Annotated in this window: 19 protein-coding genes; 14 read left to right on the top strand and 5 right to left on the bottom strand. The window is 59.4% G+C overall.

Translation table 11 applies throughout. The features are described from left to right. The first annotated feature begins 1 nt into the window (after window position 1). Both AC5SEO_RS15545 and AC5SEO_RS15550 read left to right on the top strand, forming a co-directional pair. The gene (locus AC5SEO_RS15545) at window positions 2–1,612 is read left to right on the top strand and encodes an FGGY-family carbohydrate kinase (RefSeq protein ID WP_060642856.1); all 1,611 of its coding nucleotides are present in this window, start codon (window positions 2–4) and stop codon (window positions 1,610–1,612) included. A gap of 55 nt (window positions 1,613–1,667) precedes the next feature. Next, window positions 1,668–2,393, top strand: a complete 726-nt coding sequence (locus AC5SEO_RS15550) for an SDR family oxidoreductase (RefSeq protein WP_013762243.1) — start codon at window positions 1,668–1,670, stop codon at window positions 2,391–2,393. Between the two features lie 64 nt (window positions 2,394–2,457). Here the strand turns inward: AC5SEO_RS15550 and proP are convergent, their stop codons facing one another. Then, window positions 2,458–3,978, bottom strand: a complete 1,521-nt coding sequence (gene proP, locus AC5SEO_RS15555; protein WP_025595114.1) for a glycine betaine/L-proline transporter ProP — start codon at window positions 3,976–3,978, stop codon at window positions 2,458–2,460. 189 nt (window positions 3,979–4,167) lie between these two features. Further along, window positions 4,168–4,464: a PRC-barrel domain-containing protein gene (locus AC5SEO_RS15560; protein ID WP_003518197.1), complete on the bottom strand. Its 297-nt coding sequence runs from the start codon at window positions 4,462–4,464 to the stop codon at window positions 4,168–4,170. A gap of 215 nt (window positions 4,465–4,679) precedes the next feature. Here AC5SEO_RS15560 and AC5SEO_RS15565 point away from each other — a divergent pair, with 215 nt between their 5' ends. The 4 genes from AC5SEO_RS15565 (at window position 4,680) to AC5SEO_RS15580 (ending at window position 9,598) form a co-directional block, all read left to right on the top strand. Continuing rightward, the gene (locus AC5SEO_RS15565) at window positions 4,680–5,519 is read left to right on the top strand and encodes an inositol monophosphatase family protein (protein WP_019566887.1); all 840 of its coding nucleotides are present in this window, start codon (window positions 4,680–4,682) and stop codon (window positions 5,517–5,519) included. A gap of 53 nt (window positions 5,520–5,572) precedes the next feature. Beyond that, entirely contained in the window at window positions 5,573–6,181 is a 609-nt protein-coding gene (locus AC5SEO_RS15570) for a dual specificity protein phosphatase family protein (protein WP_019566888.1), read from the top strand. Then, the gene (locus AC5SEO_RS15575) at window positions 6,175–7,857 is read left to right on the top strand and encodes a metallophosphoesterase family protein (protein WP_112153122.1); all 1,683 of its coding nucleotides are present in this window, start codon (window positions 6,175–6,177) and stop codon (window positions 7,855–7,857) included. The genes AC5SEO_RS15570 and AC5SEO_RS15575 overlap by 7 nt, the downstream gene beginning before the upstream one ends. Window positions 7,858–7,954: 97 nt before the next feature. After that, a complete protein-coding gene (locus tag AC5SEO_RS15580; protein ID WP_035200110.1) occupies window positions 7,955–9,598 on the top strand; it encodes a Na/Pi cotransporter family protein in 1,644 nt (547 codons plus the stop codon). Window positions 9,599–9,646: 48 nt separating this feature from the next. On the opposite strand, the gene AC5SEO_RS15585 is transcribed toward AC5SEO_RS15580, so the two are convergent. Then, complete coding sequence (locus tag AC5SEO_RS15585) at window positions 9,647–10,633, bottom strand: LacI family DNA-binding transcriptional regulator (RefSeq protein ID WP_003518188.1); 987 nt, start codon at window positions 10,631–10,633, stop codon at window positions 9,647–9,649. Between the two features lie 517 nt (window positions 10,634–11,150). On the opposite strand from AC5SEO_RS15585, the gene AC5SEO_RS15590 reads away from it, so the two are divergent. The 7 genes from AC5SEO_RS15590 to AC5SEO_RS15620 all read left to right on the top strand — a co-directional run bounded on the left by AC5SEO_RS15590 (window position 11,151) and on the right by AC5SEO_RS15620 (window position 19,288). Further along, window positions 11,151–13,004, top strand: a complete 1,854-nt coding sequence (locus tag AC5SEO_RS15590; RefSeq protein WP_003518186.1) for an ABC transporter permease — start codon at window positions 11,151–11,153, stop codon at window positions 13,002–13,004. After that, window positions 13,004–14,137, top strand: coding sequence for an ABC transporter ATP-binding protein (locus AC5SEO_RS15595; protein WP_003518184.1), 1,134 nt, complete (start codon window positions 13,004–13,006; stop codon window positions 14,135–14,137). The genes AC5SEO_RS15590 and AC5SEO_RS15595 overlap by 1 nt, the downstream gene beginning before the upstream one ends. A 44-nt stretch (window positions 14,138–14,181) precedes the next feature. Next, on the top strand, window positions 14,182–15,309 hold the full coding sequence (locus tag AC5SEO_RS15600) for an ABC transporter substrate-binding protein (RefSeq protein ID WP_025595111.1): 1,128 nt from the start codon (window positions 14,182–14,184) through the stop codon (window positions 15,307–15,309). A 64-nt stretch (window positions 15,310–15,373) separates the two neighbouring features. Then, complete coding sequence (locus tag AC5SEO_RS15605; protein WP_495363899.1) at window positions 15,374–16,474, top strand: ABC transporter substrate-binding protein; 1,101 nt, start codon at window positions 15,374–15,376, stop codon at window positions 16,472–16,474. Window positions 16,475–16,547: 73 nt separating this feature from the next. Then, the gene (locus tag AC5SEO_RS15610; protein ID WP_035202364.1) at window positions 16,548–17,636 is read left to right on the top strand and encodes an ABC transporter substrate-binding protein; all 1,089 of its coding nucleotides are present in this window, start codon (window positions 16,548–16,550) and stop codon (window positions 17,634–17,636) included. Between the two features lie 58 nt (window positions 17,637–17,694). Further along, the gene (locus AC5SEO_RS15615; RefSeq protein WP_029658839.1) at window positions 17,695–18,612 is read left to right on the top strand and encodes an inositol monophosphatase family protein; all 918 of its coding nucleotides are present in this window, start codon (window positions 17,695–17,697) and stop codon (window positions 18,610–18,612) included. Window positions 18,613–18,661: 49 nt separating this feature from the next. Beyond that, window positions 18,662–19,288 (top strand): dual specificity protein phosphatase family protein, encoded by a 627-nt coding sequence (locus AC5SEO_RS15620; protein WP_013762253.1) that lies wholly within the window; start codon window positions 18,662–18,664, stop codon window positions 19,286–19,288. Window positions 19,289–19,401: 113 nt separating this feature from the next. Here AC5SEO_RS15620 and AC5SEO_RS15625 read toward each other — a convergent pair whose 3' ends face one another. Together AC5SEO_RS15625 and AC5SEO_RS15630 are read right to left on the bottom strand one after the other, a co-directional pair. Then, on the bottom strand, window positions 19,402–20,961 hold the full coding sequence (locus AC5SEO_RS15625; RefSeq protein WP_065658462.1) for a TerC family protein: 1,560 nt from the start codon (window positions 20,959–20,961) through the stop codon (window positions 19,402–19,404). A 301-nt stretch (window positions 20,962–21,262) separates the two neighbouring features. Beyond that, window positions 21,263–22,279 carry a DUF1402 family protein gene (locus AC5SEO_RS15630; protein ID WP_111828689.1) on the bottom strand — a complete coding sequence of 339 codons (1,017 nt, stop codon included), beginning with the start codon at window positions 22,277–22,279 and terminating at the stop codon, window positions 21,263–21,265. A 258-nt stretch (window positions 22,280–22,537) separates the two neighbouring features. On the opposite strand from AC5SEO_RS15630, the gene AC5SEO_RS15635 reads away from it, so the two are divergent. Further along, the gene (locus AC5SEO_RS15635; protein ID WP_013762255.1) at window positions 22,538–23,203 is read left to right on the top strand and encodes a transglutaminase-like cysteine peptidase; all 666 of its coding nucleotides are present in this window, start codon (window positions 22,538–22,540) and stop codon (window positions 23,201–23,203) included. Window positions 23,204–23,268: the final 65 nt, after the last annotated feature.

A 23,268-nucleotide genomic window follows, 5' to 3' on the forward strand; every position in this document is an offset into this window, starting at 1 on the left:
AATGGCTTCCTACCTGATTGGCGTCGATGTCGGTACCGGCTCTGCCCGTGCCGGTGTCTTTGATGTGGCGGGCAGGCTTCTCGCCACCGCCAAGCGCCCGATCACGATGCATCGCGAAGACGGCGGCATAGCCGAACAATCGAGTGGTGAGGTTTGGAAAGCCGTTTGCGACAGCGTGCGGGAAAGTGTCTCGCGCGCCGGCATAGATCCCGCAGCCGTGGTTGGCATCGGTTTCGATGCCACCTGCTCGCTCGTGGTGCGCGGGCCTGAGGACGAGACCCTTCCGGTCGGCGCGCCGGATCATCCAGAGCGCGATATCATCGTCTGGATGGATCACCGCGCCGTCGAACAGGCGGAGCGGATCAATGCGGGCGAACATGCCGTTCTGAAATATGTCGGCGGTCGGATTTCCCCGGAAATGCAGACGCCCAAGCTGCTCTGGCTTCGCGAAAACAGGCCGGATATCTATGCGCGCGCCGAGCACTTCTTCGACCTGACGGACTTCCTGACCTGGAAAGCCTCAGGCGCGCTCGATCGTTCCGCCTGCACGGTTACCTGCAAGTGGACTTATCTCGCCCATGAGGAACGTTGGGATGCGGAATATTTCACCCGCATCGGGCTTGGCGATCTGGCGGAGCAGGGATTCCGCCGTATCGGTGAAAGCGTCGTTCATCCAGGCACGGCGCTGGGTAATGGTTTGACCGATGAAGCCGCAACAGCCATGGGGCTGGTTGCTGGAACCGCCGTTGCCGCCGGTCTGATCGATGCGCATGCCGGGGGTGTCGGCACGGTGGCTGCGGGCGGCGACGCTTCGCGGTGCCTCGGTTACGTCTTTGGTACTTCTTCCTGTACCATGACAACCACCTCGGAGCCGGCTTTCGTGCCGGGTGTTTGGGGTCCCTATTATTCCGCCATGGTTCCCGGCGCGTGGCTCAATGAAGGCGGCCAATCCGCCGCCGGTGCGGCCATTGATTATCTGGTGCAATTGCACCCGGCATTTTCAGAGGCAAAGGCGCTTTCCGAAAAAGAAGGCAAGTCATTACCTGCATGGCTTGCCGACCGTGCACTGGCTTTGGCCACGTCTGCTTCCGCTGCCGTGAAGATTGCCGAGAATTTTCACGTGGTGCCGGAGTTCCTCGGCAACCGCGCGCCCTTCGCCGATCCTCATGCCCGTGCCGTCATTGCCGGTTACGGCACCGAGACGGGGGTGGATTCGCTTGTCGCGCTTTACGTAGCGGGGCTTCTCGGCCTCGGTTACGGGCTTCGCCAGATCATCGAGACGCAGGCGCGTCATGGCGCTCCCGTGGAAACGATCAGTGTCAGCGGCGGCGCGGGCGCTCATCCGCTTGCCAGACAATTGCTGGCGGATGCGACGGGGCTTCCGGTTGAACTCACTGAATGCGAGGAGCCGGTGCTTCTTGGATCGGCGATGCTCGGTGCGGTTGCTGCCAAGGCCTATCCCGACCTGATTTCCGCAATGCCCGCCATGTCGCGTATTGCCAAATATTCGGCACCGGACGCTGCATTCAGCCAAGTGCACCAGTCACGCTACGACGCGTTTCTGGCACTGCAGAATGCGGCGCGCGCCATTCGTTCCGCAAACCATTCCTGAAGCGCCACGCGCTTCCATCGTCCGGCCGTTTTGGCCGCAAAATAAAGAGGATTCCATGCAGTTTTCCGGAAAATCCGTCATCATCACCGGCGCAGGCAAGGGCATCGGCCGTGCCTGCGCTATCCTGATGGCCGCGCGCGGTGCTGAGGTCGTGGCAATCAGCCGGACCCAGTCCGATCTCGACAGCCTGAAAAGCGAAATCGGCGGACGCTCGATCCGTGTCGATCTCGCAGATGTGGCGTCGACGCGGGCCGCGATGGTCGAGGCGGGTCCATGCGATTTTCTCATCAACAGCGCCGGCATCAACGTGCTCGAAAGCGTGCTTGATATGAGCGACGAAGGTTATGAGGCTGTACTGGGCATCAATCTGCGTGCCGCGCTCGTCACCTGCCAGGAATTCGCCCGTGCCCGTGTCGCAAAGGGTGGCGGCGGCGCAATCGTCAACATCACGTCAATTGCCGGTCATCGCGGTTTTCAGGATCATCTCTGCTACGCGGCCTCGAAAGCGGGGCTTGAAGGCGCAACCCGCGTTCTTGCCAAGGAACTCGGGCCGCACGGCATCCGTGTCAACGCCGTGGCGCCGACCATCACGCTGACTGAACTGGCTGCCGAAGCATGGAACGATCCGGCCAAGAGCACACCAATGATGGTTCGCCATCCTCTGCAGCGCTTTGCCGAGGCCGAAGACGTGGCACAGAGCATCGCACTGCTTCTGTCAGATGATAGCAGCATGATTTCCGGCGCGGTGTTGCCCATCGATGGCGGGTTCCTCGCCGTCTGACGTTTAAGGGATGCGCGGGTGCAAATGCATCGCCGCGCATCCTGTTCCAGGACTGGATATCCGCTCAGGTCAGATCCGGATGTCTGCCAACCAGCTGGTTGCGTTTTGCCTGAAGAATTTCCTTCTGTTCTTCAAGTTTGAGCAATTCGTCGTCTATCTCCTCGACGCTTTTCTCGATGTGCAGATATTGCTCTGCAAGAAGCGACTTCGCTTCCTTTCGGCTAGACGCATTCGGCGTGTCGCCATAAAGCGGCCGGTTGGCGGTTTCCTTGAGGAAAAATGTCGTCACAATGCCAAAGATGGCCGCGACCATGAGATAGTAGGCCGGCATATAGATATTTTCCGTTACCTCCACCAACCATGCGGTGAGTGTCGGCGTGAGCCCGGCAACGATGATCGAGATATTAAACGCGATAGCCAGCGCGCTGTAGCGGATGCGGGCCGGGAAAAGGGCCGGGAGGGTGGATGCCATGATCCCGATCAGGCAGTTAAGTGCGACCGCCAGGATGAGCAGGCCGAAGAAAATCTGAACAACCTGCCCGCTGGCGATGAGATGAAATGCCGGCAGTGAAAGAAACAGGATCGCCGTGCTGCCAACCGCCAGAAACGGCCTGCGTCCGATCCGGTCGCTCAAAAGCCCGATGGCGGGCTGGACGAACAGCATGCCAACCATAACCGCGATGATGATGAGGACGCCATGGTCCTCGCTGTAATTCAGCGTCTTCGACAGATATGTCGGCATGTAGGTGAGCAGCATGTAATAGGTGACGTTGGTCACGAGGACCATGCCTATGCATATTGCCAGCGAGCGGGAATGTTGGCTCACGATCTCGGCGATGGGAACCATGGGGCGCTCTTTCAGCGACTGCCGGTCTTCTTCTTCGGAGCGCTGCAGGCGTTCGGTGAAGGCTGGTGTTTCTTCTGCCGCGTGGCGCAGATAAAGCCCGATCAGCCCGAGGGGTGCCGCCAGAAAGAACGGAATGCGCCAGCCCCAGTCGAGGAACTTGGCTTCACCCATCGCGGTGCTGAGCAGCACGACGAGCCCCGCGCCAAGCACAAAGCCGGCGATGGAGCCGAAGTCGAGCCAGCTTCCAAGGTAACCGCGCTTCCGGTCAGGCGCGTATTCCGCCACGAAAATGGCCGCACCGGTATATTCGCCGCCAACGGAAAACCCCTGGGCAAGCTTGCATAACAGCAACAGAATGGGTGCCCATATGCCGATGGTGGCATAACCGGGGATGAGGCCGATACAGAAGGTGCTCGCGGCCATGATGATGATTGTCAGGGAGAGGACTTTTTGACGCCCGAATTTGTCGCCCATGGCGCCAAAAAATACGCCCCCCAAAGGGCGGATGAGGAAGGGGACGGAGAAGGTTGCGAGCGCCGCCACCGTTTGAACGGCGGGTGACGCGTCAGGGAAGAAGACCTTGCCGACGGCATAGGCGACGAAGCCGTATACGCCGAAGTCGAACCACTCCATCGCGTTACCGAGAGCGGCTGCCGTAACTGCTTTTTTGACCTTCTCGTCATCGATGACGGTGACGTCGTCGATGCTCAGCGGAGTGGCCTGTATCTGGTTGTTCAATCACTGTCCCCCTGAACTGCATTGCGCCCGAATTTTTTGAGCGCCATGAAAATGCTCGATACGCTTAAGCGTTCCATCGGTCGGCAGAACAATCGGGCCTTAGCTCATCTTATGGGGAGGGAGTATGGGCGGGGTCGCCCGACGGGAGAATAAAAAACGCCCGGCTGGTAGCCGGGCGTTTTTTAAAGATTAGTGGTGGTGCTCAGGCATTTCCTTGAGCTGATCCTTGGTCCACGAGGTAATCGCGTGGACATCGCCGTCTTCATCGCGCATGAAATCGAGATCGCTGAGCGGTACGGCGACGGGCTTTGCGCCGATGCCGAGAAAGCCGCCGACGTCGATGATCGCGGTGCTTGCCGCGCCGACGCCATGGACGTGATCGACCTTGCCGACCTTGTGGTCATCTGCGCCATAAACTGTTGCACCTTCCAGAACCGACGGGGTCAGTTCGGTTTCAACGAGGCGTACGTGATTGGCGTGATCCATTTTTCTTCCTCCTGCTTGGGTTGCGATATGGAAACTCCCGCAGTGCAAAACCGTTCCATCGCGTCTGGGGGATTTTGGGCTAAACCGGTTGTCTGAACGCTTAGGGGACTGGTATGAACTCCAGCGGACCGCCCGCCGCAAAATCACGCTTGAAAAGATTGAACACGTGTGCAATATGAACGCGTGTTCAATCTTTTGAGAGATGGTTATTCCGCATGGACCTGATGCCTTATCCGGATACGTTGGCAGCCCGTGCCGAACTGTGCCGCAGCGTTATTCTTTCCGCCGGGGAACTGGTGCTGAAAGGCTTTCAGGGCGAGGCGACACGCAGCTTCTCGATGAAGGGCCCGCAGGACTTTCTGACGGTGACGGATGCAGCCTCCGAAGCGCATATTCGCGGCGCGATCTCGGCCTGCTTTCCTAAGGACAGTTTTTTCGGCGAGGAGGGCGGCGGTGTGATCGGTGATCGCGTCTGGGTCGTTGATCCCGTGGACGGCACCGCAAATTTCGCCCGCGGCATTCCGCACTTCTGCATCTCCATCGCCTATGTCGAAAACGGGCAAACCGAAATCGGCGCTATCTATAATCCGGCTCTGAATGAACTTTATTTCGCCCGACGCGGCGAGGGGGCAACGCGTAACGGACAGCCGATCCAGGTTGCGCAGACGGAACGTTTCGATGCGGCCTCGATCGAAATGGGCTGGTCGACCCGTATCGCGAATGCCACCTATCTTGATGTCGTCAAGAACCTGCTCGATATGGGCACCAATGTGCGCCGCGCCGGTTCCGGTGCGCTGGCGCTTGCCTATGTGGCCGATGGCCGCTCCGATGCCTATCTCGAATTGCATATGAATTCATGGGATTGTCTTGCGGGACTGCTACTCGTCAGCGAAGCTGGCGGCGACGTCTGCCCTTTCCTGGAGATCGGTAGTCTTGAAGATGGCGGGCCGGTGCTGGCCGCAGCCAGCGGTGTTGCAAGCGGCGTCAGCCGGGCATCGAAGATACCTTTGGCAGAGCGGCAGCCTTCGGATCGGCAGCGGGCCGTATCGGCCTGAGTTTAGACGAGCGCCTGTCCGTGAAGGGTGCTTGGTGCATGTGGAGGAATGAGATGGATGGACCCGTTTATGCCCGGCCTGCGATCAGCCTGATTGCGGAAGGGCTCGGCCCGCGTAACGTTGCGCTCTATATCGGCGGCAGCGATGGTGCGAGCGACCTTGGGCTCCTTCACCGGCACGGCATTACCACCGTCGTCAACTGCGCCGTCAATCTGGATATCAATCTCGTGCAGGCGTCGGCGGAAGATGGCGACAGGTGCGCGGTGGGGTATGGCGATATCCGTTATTATAAGCTCGGTCTTATCGACGGCGAAGGCAGTCCGGACACGATGATGTTGGGGGCCTATTATATTCTCGACGGCGCATTGCGGCAGACCATGCCGAAACGCGAAACCTATCCGTTCCCCGATGGCGGCAATGTGCTCGTCAATTGCCGCAGCGGCCGCAGCCGCTCGGTATCGCTGGTCGCGCTTTTCCTGCACAAGCAGCAGCCGCATCTTTACCCTAACCTCGACGATGCACTGGCTGTGATCCGCACGAAGCGGGAATTGCGGCCGGACGAATGGTTCGAGACACCGAAACCGATGCTTTATGCTGCTGCCCGCCGCGCTTCCGACTGGATCGATATGGTCGAAGGCAGAAAGACTGTCCAACCATGCTGAAACGCACGCTTCCTTCCGTCGCCGTCATTGCCGACGCCCATTTCCATGACACGGCGGCCGATTTCGGTTTTCCCGGAATAGAGGTCGATGGAGAACGCATCACCATGCGTAGCTGGTCGGATACACGCGAATCCACCCGTGTTTTCAACGAAAGCGCCGATGCGCTGCATGCTGCACTCGAAGAAGTGCGGCAGCGGGGCATTCGCCATGTGGTGCTGCTTGGCGACTATACCGACGACGGCCAGCGCGCGACATCCGAAACGCTGAAGGGTATTCTGGAGCGTCATCGTGATACCCATGGCACCGCCTTTTATGCGCTGCCCGGAAATCACGATATTTTCGGCCCGCGTGGCCGGCATCATACCAAGGAGTTTCTGACGGAGAACGGCAAATGCCTTTCCGTTTCAAGCGATGCGCGGCGGGCCGGTGATCGGGTGGTGATCAGCGACCGGATGTATTGCGAAGGCTACCCCGTTGGCCTTGGCCCGATGGCGGCTTTCGGATATTTCCGCCAGCCGGACTATCTGCATTGGGAAACACCGTTCGGGCTTTCCGATGCGACGGAAGATCGTCTCTACGAGGTGCGTTCCCCCGATGGCACCAATATCTACCGGCTGATGGACGCATCTTATCTGGTTGAGCCGGAGCCGGGCCTCTGGCTGCTCATGATCGACGCCAATATTTTCGAACCGCTTGACGGCACTTTCGATACGGGTGAGGAAGCGGCTTTCACCGACAGTACCTCTGGCGGCTGGAATGCGCTTTTGCGCTGCAAGCCCTTCATCATCGACTGGATTGCCGATGTGCGCGAAAGGGCGCAGGCGCTCGGCAAGACTTTGCTCGGCTTTTCGCACTATCCGGCGCTCGATCCCTTCGATGGCGCAAGCGGTGCCGAAAGTGCGCTGTTCGGCGAAACCAACGTGGTGCGTCGCACGCCGCGCAAGGCGGTTGAGGATGCGCTGGTCGAGGCCGGGCTCCAAGTCCATTTCAGCGGACATCTGCATGTGGAAGGCGTAACCCGGCGTGGGGAAGGGGAAACCTCGCTCACCAATATCGCCGTGCCGTCTCTGGTTGCCTTTCCACCCGCCTTCAAGGTCGTCCATCCCCAGCAGCACGAGATTTCCATTGAGACGGTGGAAATGGCCGCGCTGCCGATTAACAGCCGCATTTGCCGGGGGTATGCGCAGGAAATGGCACTTGCGGGCGAGGATGAGGACCGCGCATTTGCGGCCGGCAATTATGGTGATTTCCTGCTTGGCCACAAACGCGCGCTTATCAGGCATCGTTATTTCACCAAGGAGTGGCCAGCCGGGATCGTGTCGGCGATTGCGGATAAAACCATATCCGAGGTTATCGGCCTGCTTGGTGAAAAAAGCCTTGCCTCGCATGATGTCGGGCTTTCCTCCGATCTGCCGATGTTCGAGCTTATTGCTGACTGGTATTGCCTGCGTCAAAGCGCGGGTCTGGCGCTTGTCCATATCGCGCCTCAACGGCTTTCCCTTTACCGGATGCTGGCAGAGCGGTTCGGCCGTGAGCCCGATCACCACGACGGTTCGGTTAAAAGTTTTATCGAAATCTTCTTCGGTGCCCTTGGGCTGTTTCTCGACCGTGCCGAAGGCGGTTTGCGGCATCTGGAGCTCCGTCTCACACCGCAACTCCAATCCGTTGCGGTGTGATCCGTAGGTTTTTTCGACGCAATCCGCGATGTGAACGGGGCAGATCAACGTCCCCTCGGGGAAGAGTGGCGGCAAGCAGGACAGGCGAGGTGATCTATTGGAATCGGTCGTTGTCAGCATCAATCTGTTCGGCGCGGTGGCGCTGCTGCTTTTCGGCCTTGGGCAGATCAAGGACGGAATGTCGCGTGCCTTCGGCGCCAAGCTTCGCATCGGGCTTGCCGCCGGTACACGGGGCGGGTTTCGCTCCTTCATCGCCGGTCTTGTGGCGACGATCGCCCTGCAGAGTTCGACAGCCACGGCGCTGATGGTTGCCTCCTTCGTTGAAAAAGACTTGATCGCACCGGCGATGGCGCAAATCGTGCTGCTCGGCGCGAATGTGGGTACTGCGACGACCGCGTGGATTGTCGCACTCGGTCTTGGCTGGCTGTCGCCGATGCTGATCCTTGCCGGTGTCATTCTATTGCGTGGAAAGTCGGTGCAGAGGCAGGGTGCGGGTGCTGCCCTTGCCGGTGTCGGCCTGATGCTGCTTTCCCTGCATCTTCTTTCTGCGGCGACGGATCCGATCCGGCAGTCGCCGGCGCTTAACCTCTTCATTTCCATGCTCGGCAATGCCTGGCCGGTCGCGTTGATCTTTTCCGCGGTGCTGGCCGTGCTGGCATCATCGAGCCTTGCCATCGTCGTCCTCATACTCTCGCTTGCGGCAAGCGGCGGCATTGAAACAAGCCTCGTTATCGTGCTGGTACTCGGCGCCAATCTTGGCGGCGCGGTTCCGCCGGTGCTGGCGACGTTGAAGGCGCCGGTCGCGGCGCGCCGGGTGGCGCTTGGCAACCTCATCGTCCGGACCACCGGCTGTGTCGCAGCCCTGCCTCTTGCCGGGTACGGCGCGGCACTGCTCGACATGTCGCCTTTCTCGCACGCCAATCTAGCGGTCGATGCGCATCTCCTTTTCAATCTTGCTGTTGCTGCGATCGCATGGCCGCTATCGCCTTTGTTGCTGCGGATGACGACCGCGCTGCTGCCGGAAAAAGAGGGAGTCGAAAGCCGCCGCAGCTATCTCGACAGTCATGATCTGGGTCAACCGGTTGCGGCGCTTGCCGGTGCAAGCCGCGAGGTCATGCTGGTTGGTGACCTGATCGAGCGCATGCTGCGTCAGGCGAATGACGCCATGCGCGACAGCGATCTTTCCAAGCTCAATGATATCAGTACGCTGGAAGGCCGGGTCGATAGTATCCAGCATGCCATCAAGGTCTATGTCTCGAAGGTGGGCCAGGACGGTTTGTGCCAGAAGGATCAGCGACGTGCGATGGATATCGTTGAATATGCCATCAATCTCGAACATATCGGCGATATCATCGAGAAGGGCATCCGCCCGGAAATCGCCAAGAAGATCAATCTTGGTCTCAGGTTTTCCGATGATGGCAAAAGCGAGCTGGAACGTCTATTCTCCATCACGCTCGACAATATCCGCATGGCGCAATCCGTTTTCGCCACCCGCAATGCCGACCTTGCCCGTCGGCTGGTGGAGGTGAAGGAAGATGTGCGACGGCTGGAAAAACAGTCATCGGAGCGACATCTCCAGCGCCTGCGCGACGGCCTGACCGACAGCATCCAGACAAGCTCAGTGCATCTCGACATGTTGCGCGATCTGAAGCGCATCAACGCCCATATCGCCGCCGTCGCACATCCGATCCTCGATGAAAGCGGTCTCCTGATCGAAAGCCGGATCAAGCAGGCGGGTTGAAGCCATGCCAGTAAAACGACGCTGTGGTTTTTGCCCGGGAGTGCTCTTCTAGCGCGCGGTGATCCTCTCGACCATCTCAACGGGCACGACCTGAAGCCGGGTCTCGGGCTCGTCGCTGTCGAGGGCGGTCAGGACCTTCTCGGTCAGCGCGTCAAAGGATTGGGCAACGGTCGTCAGCTGATAGCTTTTCCAGCCCGCCTGCGGAATATCGTCGAAACCGACAATCGACAGGTCTTCAGGAATTCGGCGGCCCATCTCTAGCCTTGCTGCATCCATGAAGCCGAGTGCCAGCAGATCGGTCACGCAGAAGGCGCCGTCTATTGTCTTGTCCGTCAGCAACTCGCAGCCTGCCTGATAGCCGCTGTCATAACTCGTCGGACCGCCCGACCATGGAACGACCTCGATACCCTCGATGCTCATGCGCTGGGTGAAAGCGCCGGCGCGGCGCAGCTGTGCCGGTGTCTGGCTGCCGCTGGAAACGACCGCGACCTTCCGGCATTTAGCCGCCACAAGCCGCATGGCGGCGAGATCGGCGCCGTGGGAATCGTCGCTCAGCACCATGTTCGTATCGGTCCGGTCGAGGCGCTGGTTGATGAGGATGAGGCGCACGCCATTGGCAATGCATTCGTCTACGATAGAGGCTGGCGGCTCGCCGGAGAGTACGACGATGGCCTGGGCGCGAAACTCGAAAAGCAGTTCGATCAGCGGCGCGATATCCTTGCGTGCATCGGCCGCATTCAGCAGCAGGCATTGCAAGCCGCGACGCAGAAGGCCGATGCTGAGGAGGTCGAGCTGTTTTGAAATAAACGGCGAGCTGAGATTGGCACCCACCACCCCGATGAGATTGGATCGGTCATTATTGAGGCCCTGGGCCAGACGGTTGACGCGGTAGCCAAGCTCATGCGCGGCTTTCAGCACCTTGCGCCGGACGGCCTTCGATACGCTGCCGCCGGGGGTGAATGTGCGCGAGACGGCGGAGCGCGAGACACCAGCCTTTTTCGCCACCTCTTCGGCCGTCACGAACCCTCTCGCCATTCAACTTCCCCGTTGCAAAACCTCATGTCTGATATCACAGGCCATAAGGGCCGACTATTCCAATCGAAATATTTCAGCTGCGAGGCCTCTTGCTGAGCGAAGGCGGTTCTCGCTTTAGCCGGCAAATATATCGTCCTTTCCATTCTCATTCTGCGGGAAAAAATGACTGCTTGTGCGTCGATAAGAAAATTTGCAAAACAAGTTCAATAAAACTGTTTAAAAACAACGGCATATATCAATGATCACGTGTGCATTTTTTCGTTGACAAAATGCCGTTTAGGATGGATCATGCATTCCAAGGTTAAGCGCTATATGGAATATTTATTCCACATTTTGCTTGCCGGCGATGTTTCCGGGAGGAGCTGGATCATCGTTGCTCGCGGGCCTGATGTGCCCGCTGCTGAAGCATTGACGCATTGCTTATGTTCGACGCACGCGCCGCCTGTTCCGCAGGTTGCGCGCAGGCAGATGCTTGCCGGCGTGTCCGAGCAATGTTGCGGCCATATGGGGAGGAATAATGGCTCTTTTAAGCGAATCAACGAAGGCGGAGGCACTGGGGCGTCCCCCGGCGACCGCGCCTTCGGCATGGCAGGCCTGGCGATATCGCCTCAAGGTCGCGCTCAGGGAGCCGACGACGCTCATCGGCGTGCTGACGGCGTTACTTTTCACCTATCTGATCGTCGTTCCGATCATCTCTATCGTTCTGGATGCCGTCCGTGTCCAGTTCGGCCACGAACGGCGTCTTGGCAAGGATGTCGGTGACCTCACGCTCTATTATCTCGACAGGGCGTTCTTCTCGCCCGTCGCAACGGATCTTTTCTGGCATCCGCTCTTCAACACGCTCACCGTCGCTTTGGGGGCGATTGCGCTTTCGCTTGTTATCGGCACGGTGCTTGCCTGGCTTATCAGCCGCACGGACATGTTCGGTCGCCGCTGGTTCGCGACCGCGCTGATCGTGCCCTACATGCTGCCCGCATGGACCTTCGCTCTCGCCTGGACGACGCTGTTCAAGAACCGCACCGTTGGCGGCCAACCCGGCTGGTTCGAGGCGATGGGCCTGACACCGCCGGACTGGGTGGCCTATGGGCGCTTCCCGATCACCATCATCCTTGCCCTGCATTATACACCTTTCGTTATCCTGCTGTTCGGCTCGGCGCTGCGCCGCTTCGACTCGCAGCTGGAAGATTCGGCCCGGATTCTCGGCGCCCATCGTTATCAGGTGGCTTTGCAGGTCATCCTGCCCTTGATGCGTCCGGCGCTGCTCTCTTCCATGGTGCTGATCTTTGCAAAGTGCCTCGGCGAATTCGGCGTACCCTATGTTCTCGGGCTTCCCGTGAAGTTCGAAGTCCTCTCGACATCGCTGTTCCGCAGCATCGCCTCGCGCCAGACCGGTGTTGCCGGTGTCGTTGCGGCCTCGATCATGCTCATCGGCATCATCACGCTGATGATCGATGCCCGCCTGGTTCGCGAAGCCCGCCGTTTCGTGACGATCGGCTCGAAGGGGTCGATGAACCGGCAAAGCCGCCTCGGCAAAATGCGTCTTCCGGCAACGGGCTTTGCGGCCGCTGTCTTCATTCTCAGCGTTGGTCTGCCTTTGCTCACCCTCGCTCTCTCGACCGTCATGAAGATGCCGGCCAAATTCACGTTCGACAATTTCACGCTCGATTACTGGATCGGCAGCAATCTCAACACGGTGGCCTTGCAGACCGGCGTTCTTTTAAGCCCCGATCTATGGGCAGCCGCGAAGAACACGATGATGATCGTTGGTCTTGCCTCGCTCACATCTGGCGTCCTCGGCCTTCTGGTCGGGTATGTCGTCATCCGCACGCCGGTGCGCGCCCTGTCGGTCTATCTGCGTCAGGTCACGTTCCTGCCCTATCTCGTGCCCGGCATCGCCTTTGCCGCCGCCTATCTCTCGCTCTTTGCGGTTCCGCGCGGGCCGATGCCGGCGCTCTACGGCACGGTGACGATCCTTATCCTCGCACTGATTGCCGACCAGATGCCCTATGCCTCGCGCGCCGGTATCTCGGCCATGACACAGCTTGGAAAGGACCCGGAAGAGGCAGCACAGATCGCCGGTGCCGGTTGGTTCCGCCGCATGGTCTCGATCGTCATCCCGATCCAGAAGGGATCGCTGGTGACGGGGGTTCTCCTGCCCTTCATCTCGGGCATCAAGGGCTTGAGCCTGTTCGTGATCCTCGCGGTGCCGAGCACGGATGTTCTGACCACCTATTCGCTGCGGCTGGTCGACTACCACTATACGCAGGCCGCAAACGCCGTGGTGCTGATCATCGCTGGCATTGCCTATTTCGGTACCCTGTTGGCCCAGAAGCTGACCCGCACAAATCTTGCAGAAGGACTTGGAAGCTGATGCCTACCATCAACCTGCGCGGGGCGCAGAAGAACTACGGCGTGAATTCCGCAAATGCGGTTTCCGATCTCGATCTCGAAATCCGCGACGGCGAATTCATGTGCCTGCTTGGCCCTTCCGGCTGCGGCAAGACCACGACGCTGCGCATGATCGCGGGTCTTGAAAACCTCTCCGGCGGTGAAATCCGTGTCGGCGACAGGGTGATAGATTCCGTCAATGACGGCATATTCGTGCCGCCGGAAAAGCGCGAAATGGGGCTCGTCTTCCAGAGCTACGCGCTCTGGCCACATCTGACCATCGAGCGCAACACCGATTTCGGCCTGCGCCTGCGCAAGCTGCCGAAAGCCGAGCGGGAGGCACGCGTCGAGCGCGTCATGCAGGCGCTCGACATTGCCAAGTACCGCGACCGTTATCCGTCACAGCTTTCCGGTGGGCAGCAGCAGCGTGTGGCGCTGGCCCGCATGCTTGCCGTCAATCCCGGCGTGCTCCTTCTGGATGAGCCGCTGTCCAACCTCGATGCCCGGCTGCGGCTGGAAATGCGCGCCGAGCTTAAGCGGCTGCACAAGGAGTTCAAGACCACCATCGTCTTCGTGACGCATGACCAGTGGGAGGCAATGACACTTGCAACGACAATCGCCGTCATGAACGAGGGCACGCTCCAGCAGATGGGTACGCCGAACGATATCTACGACCGTCCGGCCAACCGCTTCGTCGCCGAATTCGTCGGCAGTCCGCCGATCAATATTCTGACCTTCGGCCAGCCCGGCGTGTCTGATATCGCCGACAATGCGGAGGCTTATTTCGCAACACGTTATCCGCAGTTGCGCGGCATCGCCTCGGTCGGCATGCGGCCAGAGGCGATGGGTTACACGGCAAGGTCTGAGGATGTACCGCAGGGCAGCCTCTTCGGTGAAATGACGGTGACCGGCGTGCTTCCGACGGGCGGCAGCTGGATTCTCGAATTGAGGAGCGAGAACCACACGCTGTTCCTGACCACCCATGCCCTGCCGCGCGTCGATAGTGGCGACCGAGTGTTTTTCCACGTGCCTCCCGACGCCCTGCATGTGTTCGATGCCAAGGGGCAACGGATTACCGAAGCAGACGCCGTGCTGAGGAGCAGTAGCTACAACTGAAAACGACGAAAAGACTGACAATCGCGTGCTGAAGGAGGAGCAGTATGAAGCGGAAAATGACGGGCGGCCTTAGCCGTCTCCTGTGTGCAACGGCAATTCTGGCAACGTTTGGCGGCGTGGCGAAGGCGGGGGAGCCTTTCGACCTCAACGCCCTGGTCGAGGCTGCCAAAAAGGAAAAGCCGATCACCGTCTATGACAGCACCGGCAAGATCGTGGAAATGGCGAAGAATTTCGCCAAGAAGTATGGCGTGGGCGCGGAGGGTGCGAAGGTAAAGGCAACAGCGCAGCTGGAGATGGTCATCCGCGAGGCGCGGGCCAACAATATTCAGGGTGACGTCTCGATCATCAGCGATGCCCCGGCGGCGATGGCACAGCTTATTCCAATGGGCTTTGTCGAAAGCTGGTTGCCGCCGGATCTCGCTGGCAATATTCCGCCGGAATATCAGGATCCGCTGACCGTCGTGACCAGCGCCAATGTCTGGGCCTACAATACCGAGCTTTTCGACAAATGCCCCGTTTCCAATATCTGGGAACTGACCGACCCGAAGTGGAAGGGCAAGGTGGCGATGCAGGATCCGCTCGGCAAGGCATCCTATGTCGACTGGTTCAACCAGATGGCTAAGCATGGCGATGGGGAGGTGAAGGCGGCCTATAAGGCGCTTTACGGCAAGGACCTCGAGACCGCAGAGTCAAGCGCGACAGCGGCCTGGGTCAAGGCACTTGCCGCCAACGCGCCGCTGCTGACCGATGCCGATGCAGCGGCGGCGGAAGCCGTTGGCACGCCTGGCCAGAAGCAGCCCTTCATGGGCCTCATCAGCTCGGCGAAGTTTCGCGATAATGCCGACAAGGGCATGAAACTCGGCCTCTGCAAGGAGCTGAAGCCGTGGATCGGCTGGCTTTATCCAGGTGTCGGCCTGATCACCAAGGGCACGGATAGCCCCAATGCTGCAAAGCTCTTCATTCACTACGTCATGACTGCTGAAGGCATCGCGCCGCAGGCGATCGACGGGAAGATGTCCACCAACAAAGATGTGAAACTGCCCGCCGACGAACCTTCGGGTATCGGCGCCGTGCTCGACCGCGTTCTGCCCTACAGCATGGCCACCAGCCTGGAAGACTGGGATGCGCGCGAAACCTGGCAGGACTTCTGGCGCGTGAATTACAAGAAATAACGGGGGGACCGACACAGTGAATATCATGACCAAGAACCGATATGGTGGCGAGCGGCGGCGGCGGATGGCGGCTTCAGCTCTTTCCCTCATCTTCTCGCTGGCGCTTGGCGGTGCTGCCCACGCGCAGGACGCCTTTAATCTCGATGCGCTCATCGACGCCGCGAAGAAGGAAAAACCGATCACCGTTTATGCGGTGACCGGCAAGATCGTCGACACCGCACAGGCCTTCACCGCCAAATATGGCGTGCAGGCAAGCGGCAAGAAAGTGAACGAGGCAACTCAGGTCGAGTTGATGATCCGCGAACATCGCGCCGGCAATGTCGTCGGCGATGTCAGCGTCGCAACGGATGTCGCCTCCGCCATGGGGGAACTTCTGCCGGAAGGCATTGCCACCAGCTGGTCGCCACCGGATATGGAGAGCGATATTCCGCAAAAGCTGCGCGATCCGCTCGTGGTCGTTTCGGATCCGCATGTGTGGACCTACAATACCGAGAAATACGACAAATGCCCGGTCACCAACATCTGGCAGCTGACGGAGCCGCGTTGGAAGGGCAAGCTTGCCATGCTCGATCTCTTCGACAAGCCGCTTTATGCCGACTGGTTCAACCAGATCGAAACCCATCATGATGCCGATGTCGCCAAGGCCTATGAGGAGCTTTACGGCAAGAAGCTGGAAACGGGCGAAAAAAGCGCGACGGCTGCCTGGGTGAAGGCCTTTGCCGAGAACGCTCCCCTGCTGACGGACTCGAGCACGGTTGCCGATGCGGCGGGCGCTCCGGGGCAGACCGATCCCTTTTTCGTCATCACCTCGGCGGCGAAATACCGCGATAATGAGGCCAAGGGGCTGAAGCTCGGTCTTTGCAGTGGCGTCAAACCGTTTTCCGGGTTCCTCTATCCCGGCTTCGGCCTGATTGCCGGGCAGACCAAAAGCCCGAATGCTGCAAAGCTCTTCCTTCACTATCTGATGACGGAAGAGGGCATCGCGCCGCAGACGGTCGATGGCAAAATCTCCGGCAACACGAAAATCGGTCTGCCGGCGGACGAACCATCGCGGGTAGCCGATCATCTCGACGAGTTGATGGCCTTTGATGCCGCAACAGCAGCCGACGACCTCAACAAGCGCGAAGGCTGGCAGGATTTCTGGCGTGTGAACTACAAAAAATAACGGCAGGGCAGGCGCGAGCCTGCCTTGCCTTTTCCTTGGGAGGGGAATGATGAGAAGAAGCAGATTTTTACCGATGACGGCGATAGCCATCGCCGTTGCAGGCTTATCCGCAATGGGGGCTGCAGCCGAAGAAACCTTCGATCTCGATGCGATCTTGGCGGCGGCGAAGCAGGAGAAGCCGATCAATATCTACGACAGCACCGGCAAGATCGTGGAGATGGCCGACAAGTTCAGCGCCAAATACGGGTTAAAGGCGACAGGCGTGAAGGTTTCCGCCAACAGCCAGCTGGAAATGATCATCCGCGAAAGCCAGTCCGGCAATGTGCAGGGCGACGTGGTGCTGATCACCGATGCGCCATCGGCGCTCGCGCAGCTTCTGCCGGCGGGTTTTGTCGAGAATTACCTGCCGGGCGACATGGTTGCGAAAATACCGGCGCAGTTCCAGAACCCGCTGGCAATCTCCACCAACGCCAATGTCTGGGCTTACAATACGGAAGCCTATGATAAATGCCCGGTGACCAACATCTGGGAACTGACCGAGCCGAAATGGAAAGGCAAGGTCGCCATGGTCGATCCCTTGAGCAAGAGCACCTATACGGACTGGTTCAACCAGCTCGAAGCCCACGGCAACCAGAAGGTGGCGGCCGCCTACAAGGCCCATTTTGGCAAGGATATCGAAGAGGATGCGGCCGCAGCCTGGATCAAGGCGCTGGCGCAGAACGGCCCGCTTGCCACCGATGGCGATGACCCGGTGGCAGAGGCCGTCGGCGCACCCGGCCAGAAGCAGCCCTTCTTCGGCCTGCTCAGCTCTGCCAAGTTCCGCGACAATGCCGACAAGGGCTACAAGCTCGGCCTCTGCACTGGTCTCGATCCCTGGGTCGGCTGGACCTACATCAAGCTTGGGCTCATCGCCTCCAAGACCAAAAGTCCGAACATGGCGAAACTCTTCGTCCACTACATACTGACGGAAGAGGGCATCGCACCGCAGATGAAGGACGGCAAGCTTCCGACCAATATCGACATAAAGATGCCGGCTGACGAGCCGTCGGGGCTGATGAAGGTTGCCGACAGGCTGATGGGTTACGAGTCCGCCACCGGCCTCAACGATTTCGATCGTCGCGAGGAATGGCAGGATGTCTGGCGCGTCAACTACAGGAAATAATCCAGGCTGGCGCGGTCCTGCCGCGCCGGTCCCTCCTTTGCGAAAAAACAGACTGGATATGCCGATGCAAAGCCCTTCTTCAACTGAAAACAAATCTGGAAATGAGGAGGCGCTTTCCCGCTCGGTGCGGCTGATGAAAATCGCCGAAGCGGCGGCGCGTGCCGTGCGCGATCCGCTGCTGGTGGCGTTCCGCTCTGATATGGCGGTGGATTACAAGGTCGATCTCCACGACATCGTCACCATTCACGACAAACGCGCCGAAGCCGCGATCCGCGCCGTCATTCTCGAACGGGAGCCGAATTCGGCGATCATGGGCGAAGAGGGTGGGCAGATCGGCAACGGCGAGGTGCAATGGTATGTCGATCCGATTGACGGCACGGCGAATTTTGCCCGTGGCCTTGCCTTCTGGTGCGTATCGATTGCCGCCGTCATCGGTGGGGAAGCCGTTGCCGGCGTGGTGTACGACCCCGTGGCTGACCAGATGTTTTCCGCCGACCTCGAGGCTTCTTATCTCAATGGCGAAAGGCTGCGCTCCCGCAGCGTTGCAGATGAAACCCGGGCGACGCTTATCACGGGCTATCCGGTCTCGCGCGATTTCCGGCTGGATGGGCGGGATGCGGCGCTTTCCAATTTCGGTGCGCTTGTCGAGACCTTCTCGACGCTGCGCCGGCCCGGCAGCGCTGCACTCAGCATCGCGCATGTGGCGGCTGGCTGGACAGATGCTGCTGCGGGCTTCGGCGTCAACGCCTGGGACGTGGCAGCAGCCATCCTCATTCTCAAGAATGCCGGGGGAACATACGAGCCGCTGACCTTGGGGAAGGTGGCGGAGGGGTCGGCCGATTTTCTCTGCCCCGGCTATATCGCTACGGGCGAGGGGGCGAATTACCAGACATTGCAGCGGGTGGCGCGATCCATATCCGCAAGCCGCATAGCCAGGGCAGCGATCTCGCCAAGCCAGACGGCTGCAAACGCCTGAACAAGCAAGGACATGACGGCCGCCACATCGGCGCCGATGGAGACAAGACATGCCGCAACCGGAAAAGACCCTATCTCGCGAACAGGAAACCGGCGAATTGCCGAAGCTCAGCCGCATCTATGAGCGGCATCCTCTTTATGGCGTCGATCTCTTCATTTCAGGTAAGGAAGGCGCCAGCGATCTGAAGCTTCTGCGTGAAAACGGCATCACCACCGTCGTCAATTGCGCCGTCAATCTCGACTTCAACTTCGTGGAGCAGCCGCAGATCGTTTCCGATCATGAAGGCAGCGTCTATGGACCCGGTGAAATACGTTATTACAAGATCGGCCTGATCGACGGCGATGGAAATCCCGATACCCAGATGGTTGCGGCCCATTACATCCTGCGGGCGGCGCTCGAACAGATACTGCCCGACAAGCCGTCCTATCCCCGGCGCGAGCGCGGCAGCGTGCTGATCAATTGCCGAGGCGGCCGCTCGCGTTCCGTCGCCGTTGTTGCGCTCTTTCTGCATATGACGTTGCCGGTGGAATTCCCGACGCTCGACGATGCCATCAGCTTCGTACGCGTGAAGCGTGAGCTGCCTGAAAACGAATGGTACAAGGCGCCGAAACCGGTGCTTGCGGAAGCAGCCCGCCGCGCCGCCGGCTGGATTACCACGATCGATGCCGCCCACTAGAGCGGAGGACGGCTTTCACCGGTCGGCCGCTTGCTTGGTGATGCAAATGTGGAGACGTGCCGTGGCTTGCACGTCACGTTGCCACTTCGAAACGGGTTCGGGATTTTTCCAGCTCACGCCTCGGGAAGCGCGGTGTTCCAGACCCGGACCTTTTCGATGTTTCTGTCCGAGCAGGAAACGATCTCGAACTCGAACCCGTCGCCGGAAACACGTTCGCCGATCTCGGGAAGGCGATTGAGGCGCCAGAGGATGTAGCCGGCGACGGTGGAGTAACGATCGTCCTCGTCCACCAGATCGATGTCCAGCAGATAGGATACCCGTCTCACGTCGACAGCGCCGTCCAGCAGCCAGGAACCGTCCTCTGCCCGTTCCGAAATCTGCGATTCCTCGCCCTCATCCGGAAATTCGCCGGCGATAGCCTCGAGAATGTCGGTAGGCGTCGTTATTCCCTGAAGCGTGCCGTATTCGTCGACGATGACGGCCATCTGGAGCGGGGATTTGCGCAGCTGCTCCATGACCTGCAACGCGGTGGCGCTTTCATGCACGACGAGGGGTTGGCGCAGCGAGCGCTCTAGGTTCAATTTGCCGTCATGCAGAAGATCGCGTAGCAAGTCCCTTGTTGCGGCGACACCGAGGAACGAATCCAGCTTGCCCTGCGCGAGCATCAGGCGGGAATGGTCGAGTTCCAGCAGGCGGTTCCTTAGCGTATCGTGGTCGGCGTCGACATCGAGCCAGTCGATTTCCGTCCGTGGCGTCATGATTGATACAACGGGGCGCTCGGCAAGCGTAAGGACACCGCGGATCATGTCCTTTTCCTCGGATTTGAACAGGTCGCTTCGTGCCGCCTGTGCCGCGATGACGTCGGCTGTCTCGCCAAGGGACTGTTCTTCGCCGACACGGCCGCCCAGAAGCCGCAGAATGGCATCGGACGTCCGCTCGCGCATATCACCGGCGGTGATGCGTTTTTCGCGATTGCGCCTGCCAATCTGGTTTGCCGCCTCGATGAGCACGGAAAAGCCGATTGCGGCATAGAGGTAACCCTTGGGAAGGTGGAAGCCGAAACCTTCGACGATCAGGCTGAAGCCGATCATCAACAAGAAGCCGAGGCAGAGAATGACCACGGTGGGGTGTTTCGACACGAAGCTCATCAGCGGCTTCGATGCTGCCATCATCACGGCCATGGCCACGCAGACGGCGGTAATCATCACCCAGAGATTGTTGACCATGCCGACGGCGGTGATGACGCTGTCGAGCGAGAACACGGCATCAAGCACGACGATCTGCACGATCACCTGCCAGAAGACGGCATGGACGACCTTGCCCTGTTTTGGCTTATGCGCGCCCTCCAGCCGTTCGTGCAGTTCCATCGTTCCCTTGGCGAGCAGGAACGCACCACCGAGAATGAGGATGAGGTCGCGCCCGGAGAAGGAGAAGTCCGCGACCTGAAATAGCGGCCGCGTCAACGTCACGATCCATGAAATCGAAAACAGCAGCAGAATGCGCATGACAAGCGCCAGCGACAGACCGACGATCCGCGCCTTGTGGCGTTGATGCGGCGGCAGCTTGTCGGCGAGGATCGCGATGAAAACGAGGTTGTCGATACCGAGGACGACTTCGAGGACGATAAGGGTAACGAGGCCGATCCAGATATTTGGATCTGCGAGGAATTCCATGGTCAGGGGCCTTTATGGGAACGGGCGCGAACGCAAAAAGCCCCGGACTGAACATCCGAGGTTGAAACCCGTTTCGTTGAAGAAAACAAGAAAGGACGAGGCTGGCTTCGCTTTACGCAAGCCAGCCTCGTTCGGTGTCGACTATCGTCGGTACTGTCGCCTTCGTCAGGCATATCGCGGAATTATCCCACTATCAGTCAATTCTTGTGCACGTGGCAGTAGCAGATTCCGGGCGGTCGGGGAAGCGTTTTGCGTGCATCATCCTTTGCGAGGCAGATTTGCAATCCTCCCTGCAAGGGCATTATCGCGTTTTTTCGCCGATATCCGAGGTGGTTCGCTTGTCGATGGCCTTGCCATCGAGGATGCCTCTCAGAACGTCGAGGCGCTCGTTGATAAGCCATCCATAGTAGTTTTCAACCGGCAGCAGGTTCTTTGCGCCTGCATCCACGGCCGTCCGCAGGCGTTCGGCGCGACGCCGGGGTTGGCCGACGTTGTAGAGGGTGGCGGTGATGCCGGGATTGCCGGAAATGTCGAAGCCTTTTTCCCTGTAGGCATCGATGGAATCTCGAAGGATAGCGGCGATGTAGATGATGCTCCGGTCAGGATCCATGACGTCGCGGTAGATCTCTTTCGGCCTGTCGGCGGAGAGTTTCGGCAGACCACTGGTTCTGTTTACGAGATCGGTAACCTGCAGCGCCGTCAACGGGCTGATCTGGCCAAGACCAAAGGTCTGTCCGGCATAGAAGGGCTGGAAGAAGGCCCGCTGGAACGAAATCGCTTCATAGCTCACGCCATCGACGACCTTGCCGCGGAAACTTGCATCCCAAACGATATCGCGGCAGCTCCATTGCTCGGATGTCGTGGCAAGCGCCGCGCAGGAGCGGAATTCCGGACGCTCGAGAAACGTCTTCAGGGCAACGCCCTGATAGCTGAATTTTATATCGAGTTCCGCATAGGAAATGGCCTTGACGTAATATGTCTGCAGGCGGTCCACGGCGGTGACGTTGAAAGTGTGTTCGCCAACGATAGCGCCGACGATATGGATCGGGTCGATGCCATAGGCCGCTCCCGCCTTCCTGATCTTGCCAAGTAGACCGGGTTCACTGTTTAGAAGATCGACCGTCTTGCGGAATTTTTCCTCATAGGTCGTGGAAAACGCCCTGGTCCTGATCGCCGAGGCCTGAGGTATTTCCGGCTGTTGGGCGGAGCGGTTTCCGGGAGGTACGACGACCATCTGCTGCGCTGCGGCATTTGAGGGCAGGCAGGCCAGTGCCAGAATGACAGCGGCCGCGCGGGTGGTCTTCGCAAACAGGCTCATGCAGCGTTCTCTAATATGTGGATTACTATTGCGTGACGGCCTCTTCATAGGCAGGCCGCCCCGGCGTGGCAAGTTCCCGCTGCTCACTTTACCGTTGCTGGCCGTTCAGATGCCGTGGCTACCCCGGCGTTATTCCAGTCAACGCCGCTCCTTGTCGGGACCATCGGAAGCGGAATTATCGGGTTCGTTAAAAGTCGAGCATTTTGTTTCATGTGAACTCAAATCGCCACCGGTAGGTCATGTCGTCAGGAGACGAACATGACCCATCTCATCAAATTGCTGCAAGCATGTTTCATTCTGGCCGTCGCGGGTTTCGCTGCGCCGGTACAGGCGTCTCCTTCGATGCAGACTGGCAAGTTCACGTCGCAGCCCATCGGGCATTACGATTTCTGCAAGCGGCATACGGATGAATGTCAGCCGGTCAGGGAAATGCCGCCGCTCAGTCTTACGCCTGATGTCTGGGCTACCCTTGTTTCGATCAACAGCGCAGTCAATATCGAAATCGACCAGCGTTCCGACATGGAAGTGTGGGGTTACGAGGATTATTGGGAGTATCCCTATAACGGCGCGGGAGACTGCGAGGACCTCACGCTGGAGAAACGGAAACGGCTTGTGGATGCCGGTTTCCCGGTTTCCGATCTGCTGATCACCGTCGTCCGCGACGAAAAAGGCGATGGCCATGCCATCCTCACGGTAAGAACGGACCGCGGAGATTTCATTCTCGACAATATGAAATCGAAGATCTTTCGCTGGGACGAAACGCCCTATACCTATCTCAAGCGTCAATCCACGGAGCATGCCGGTCGGTGGGTGGATATTGAAGGCTCCGGTTCGCCCGCCATCGCCGCCCGCGAGGTTGGCCGGGCCACCGCCACCTCCGCAACCGCGCGCCGCAACATCCTCGACATCATCATGGGGCGTTGAAGCTTTCGCCTCGTTGCGGATCGGAAAGCCCCGGAGGGCCGTCCGGTCCGGATATGCCCCATGGT

It is taken from the genome of Agrobacterium sp. K11, from assembly GCF_059429395.1.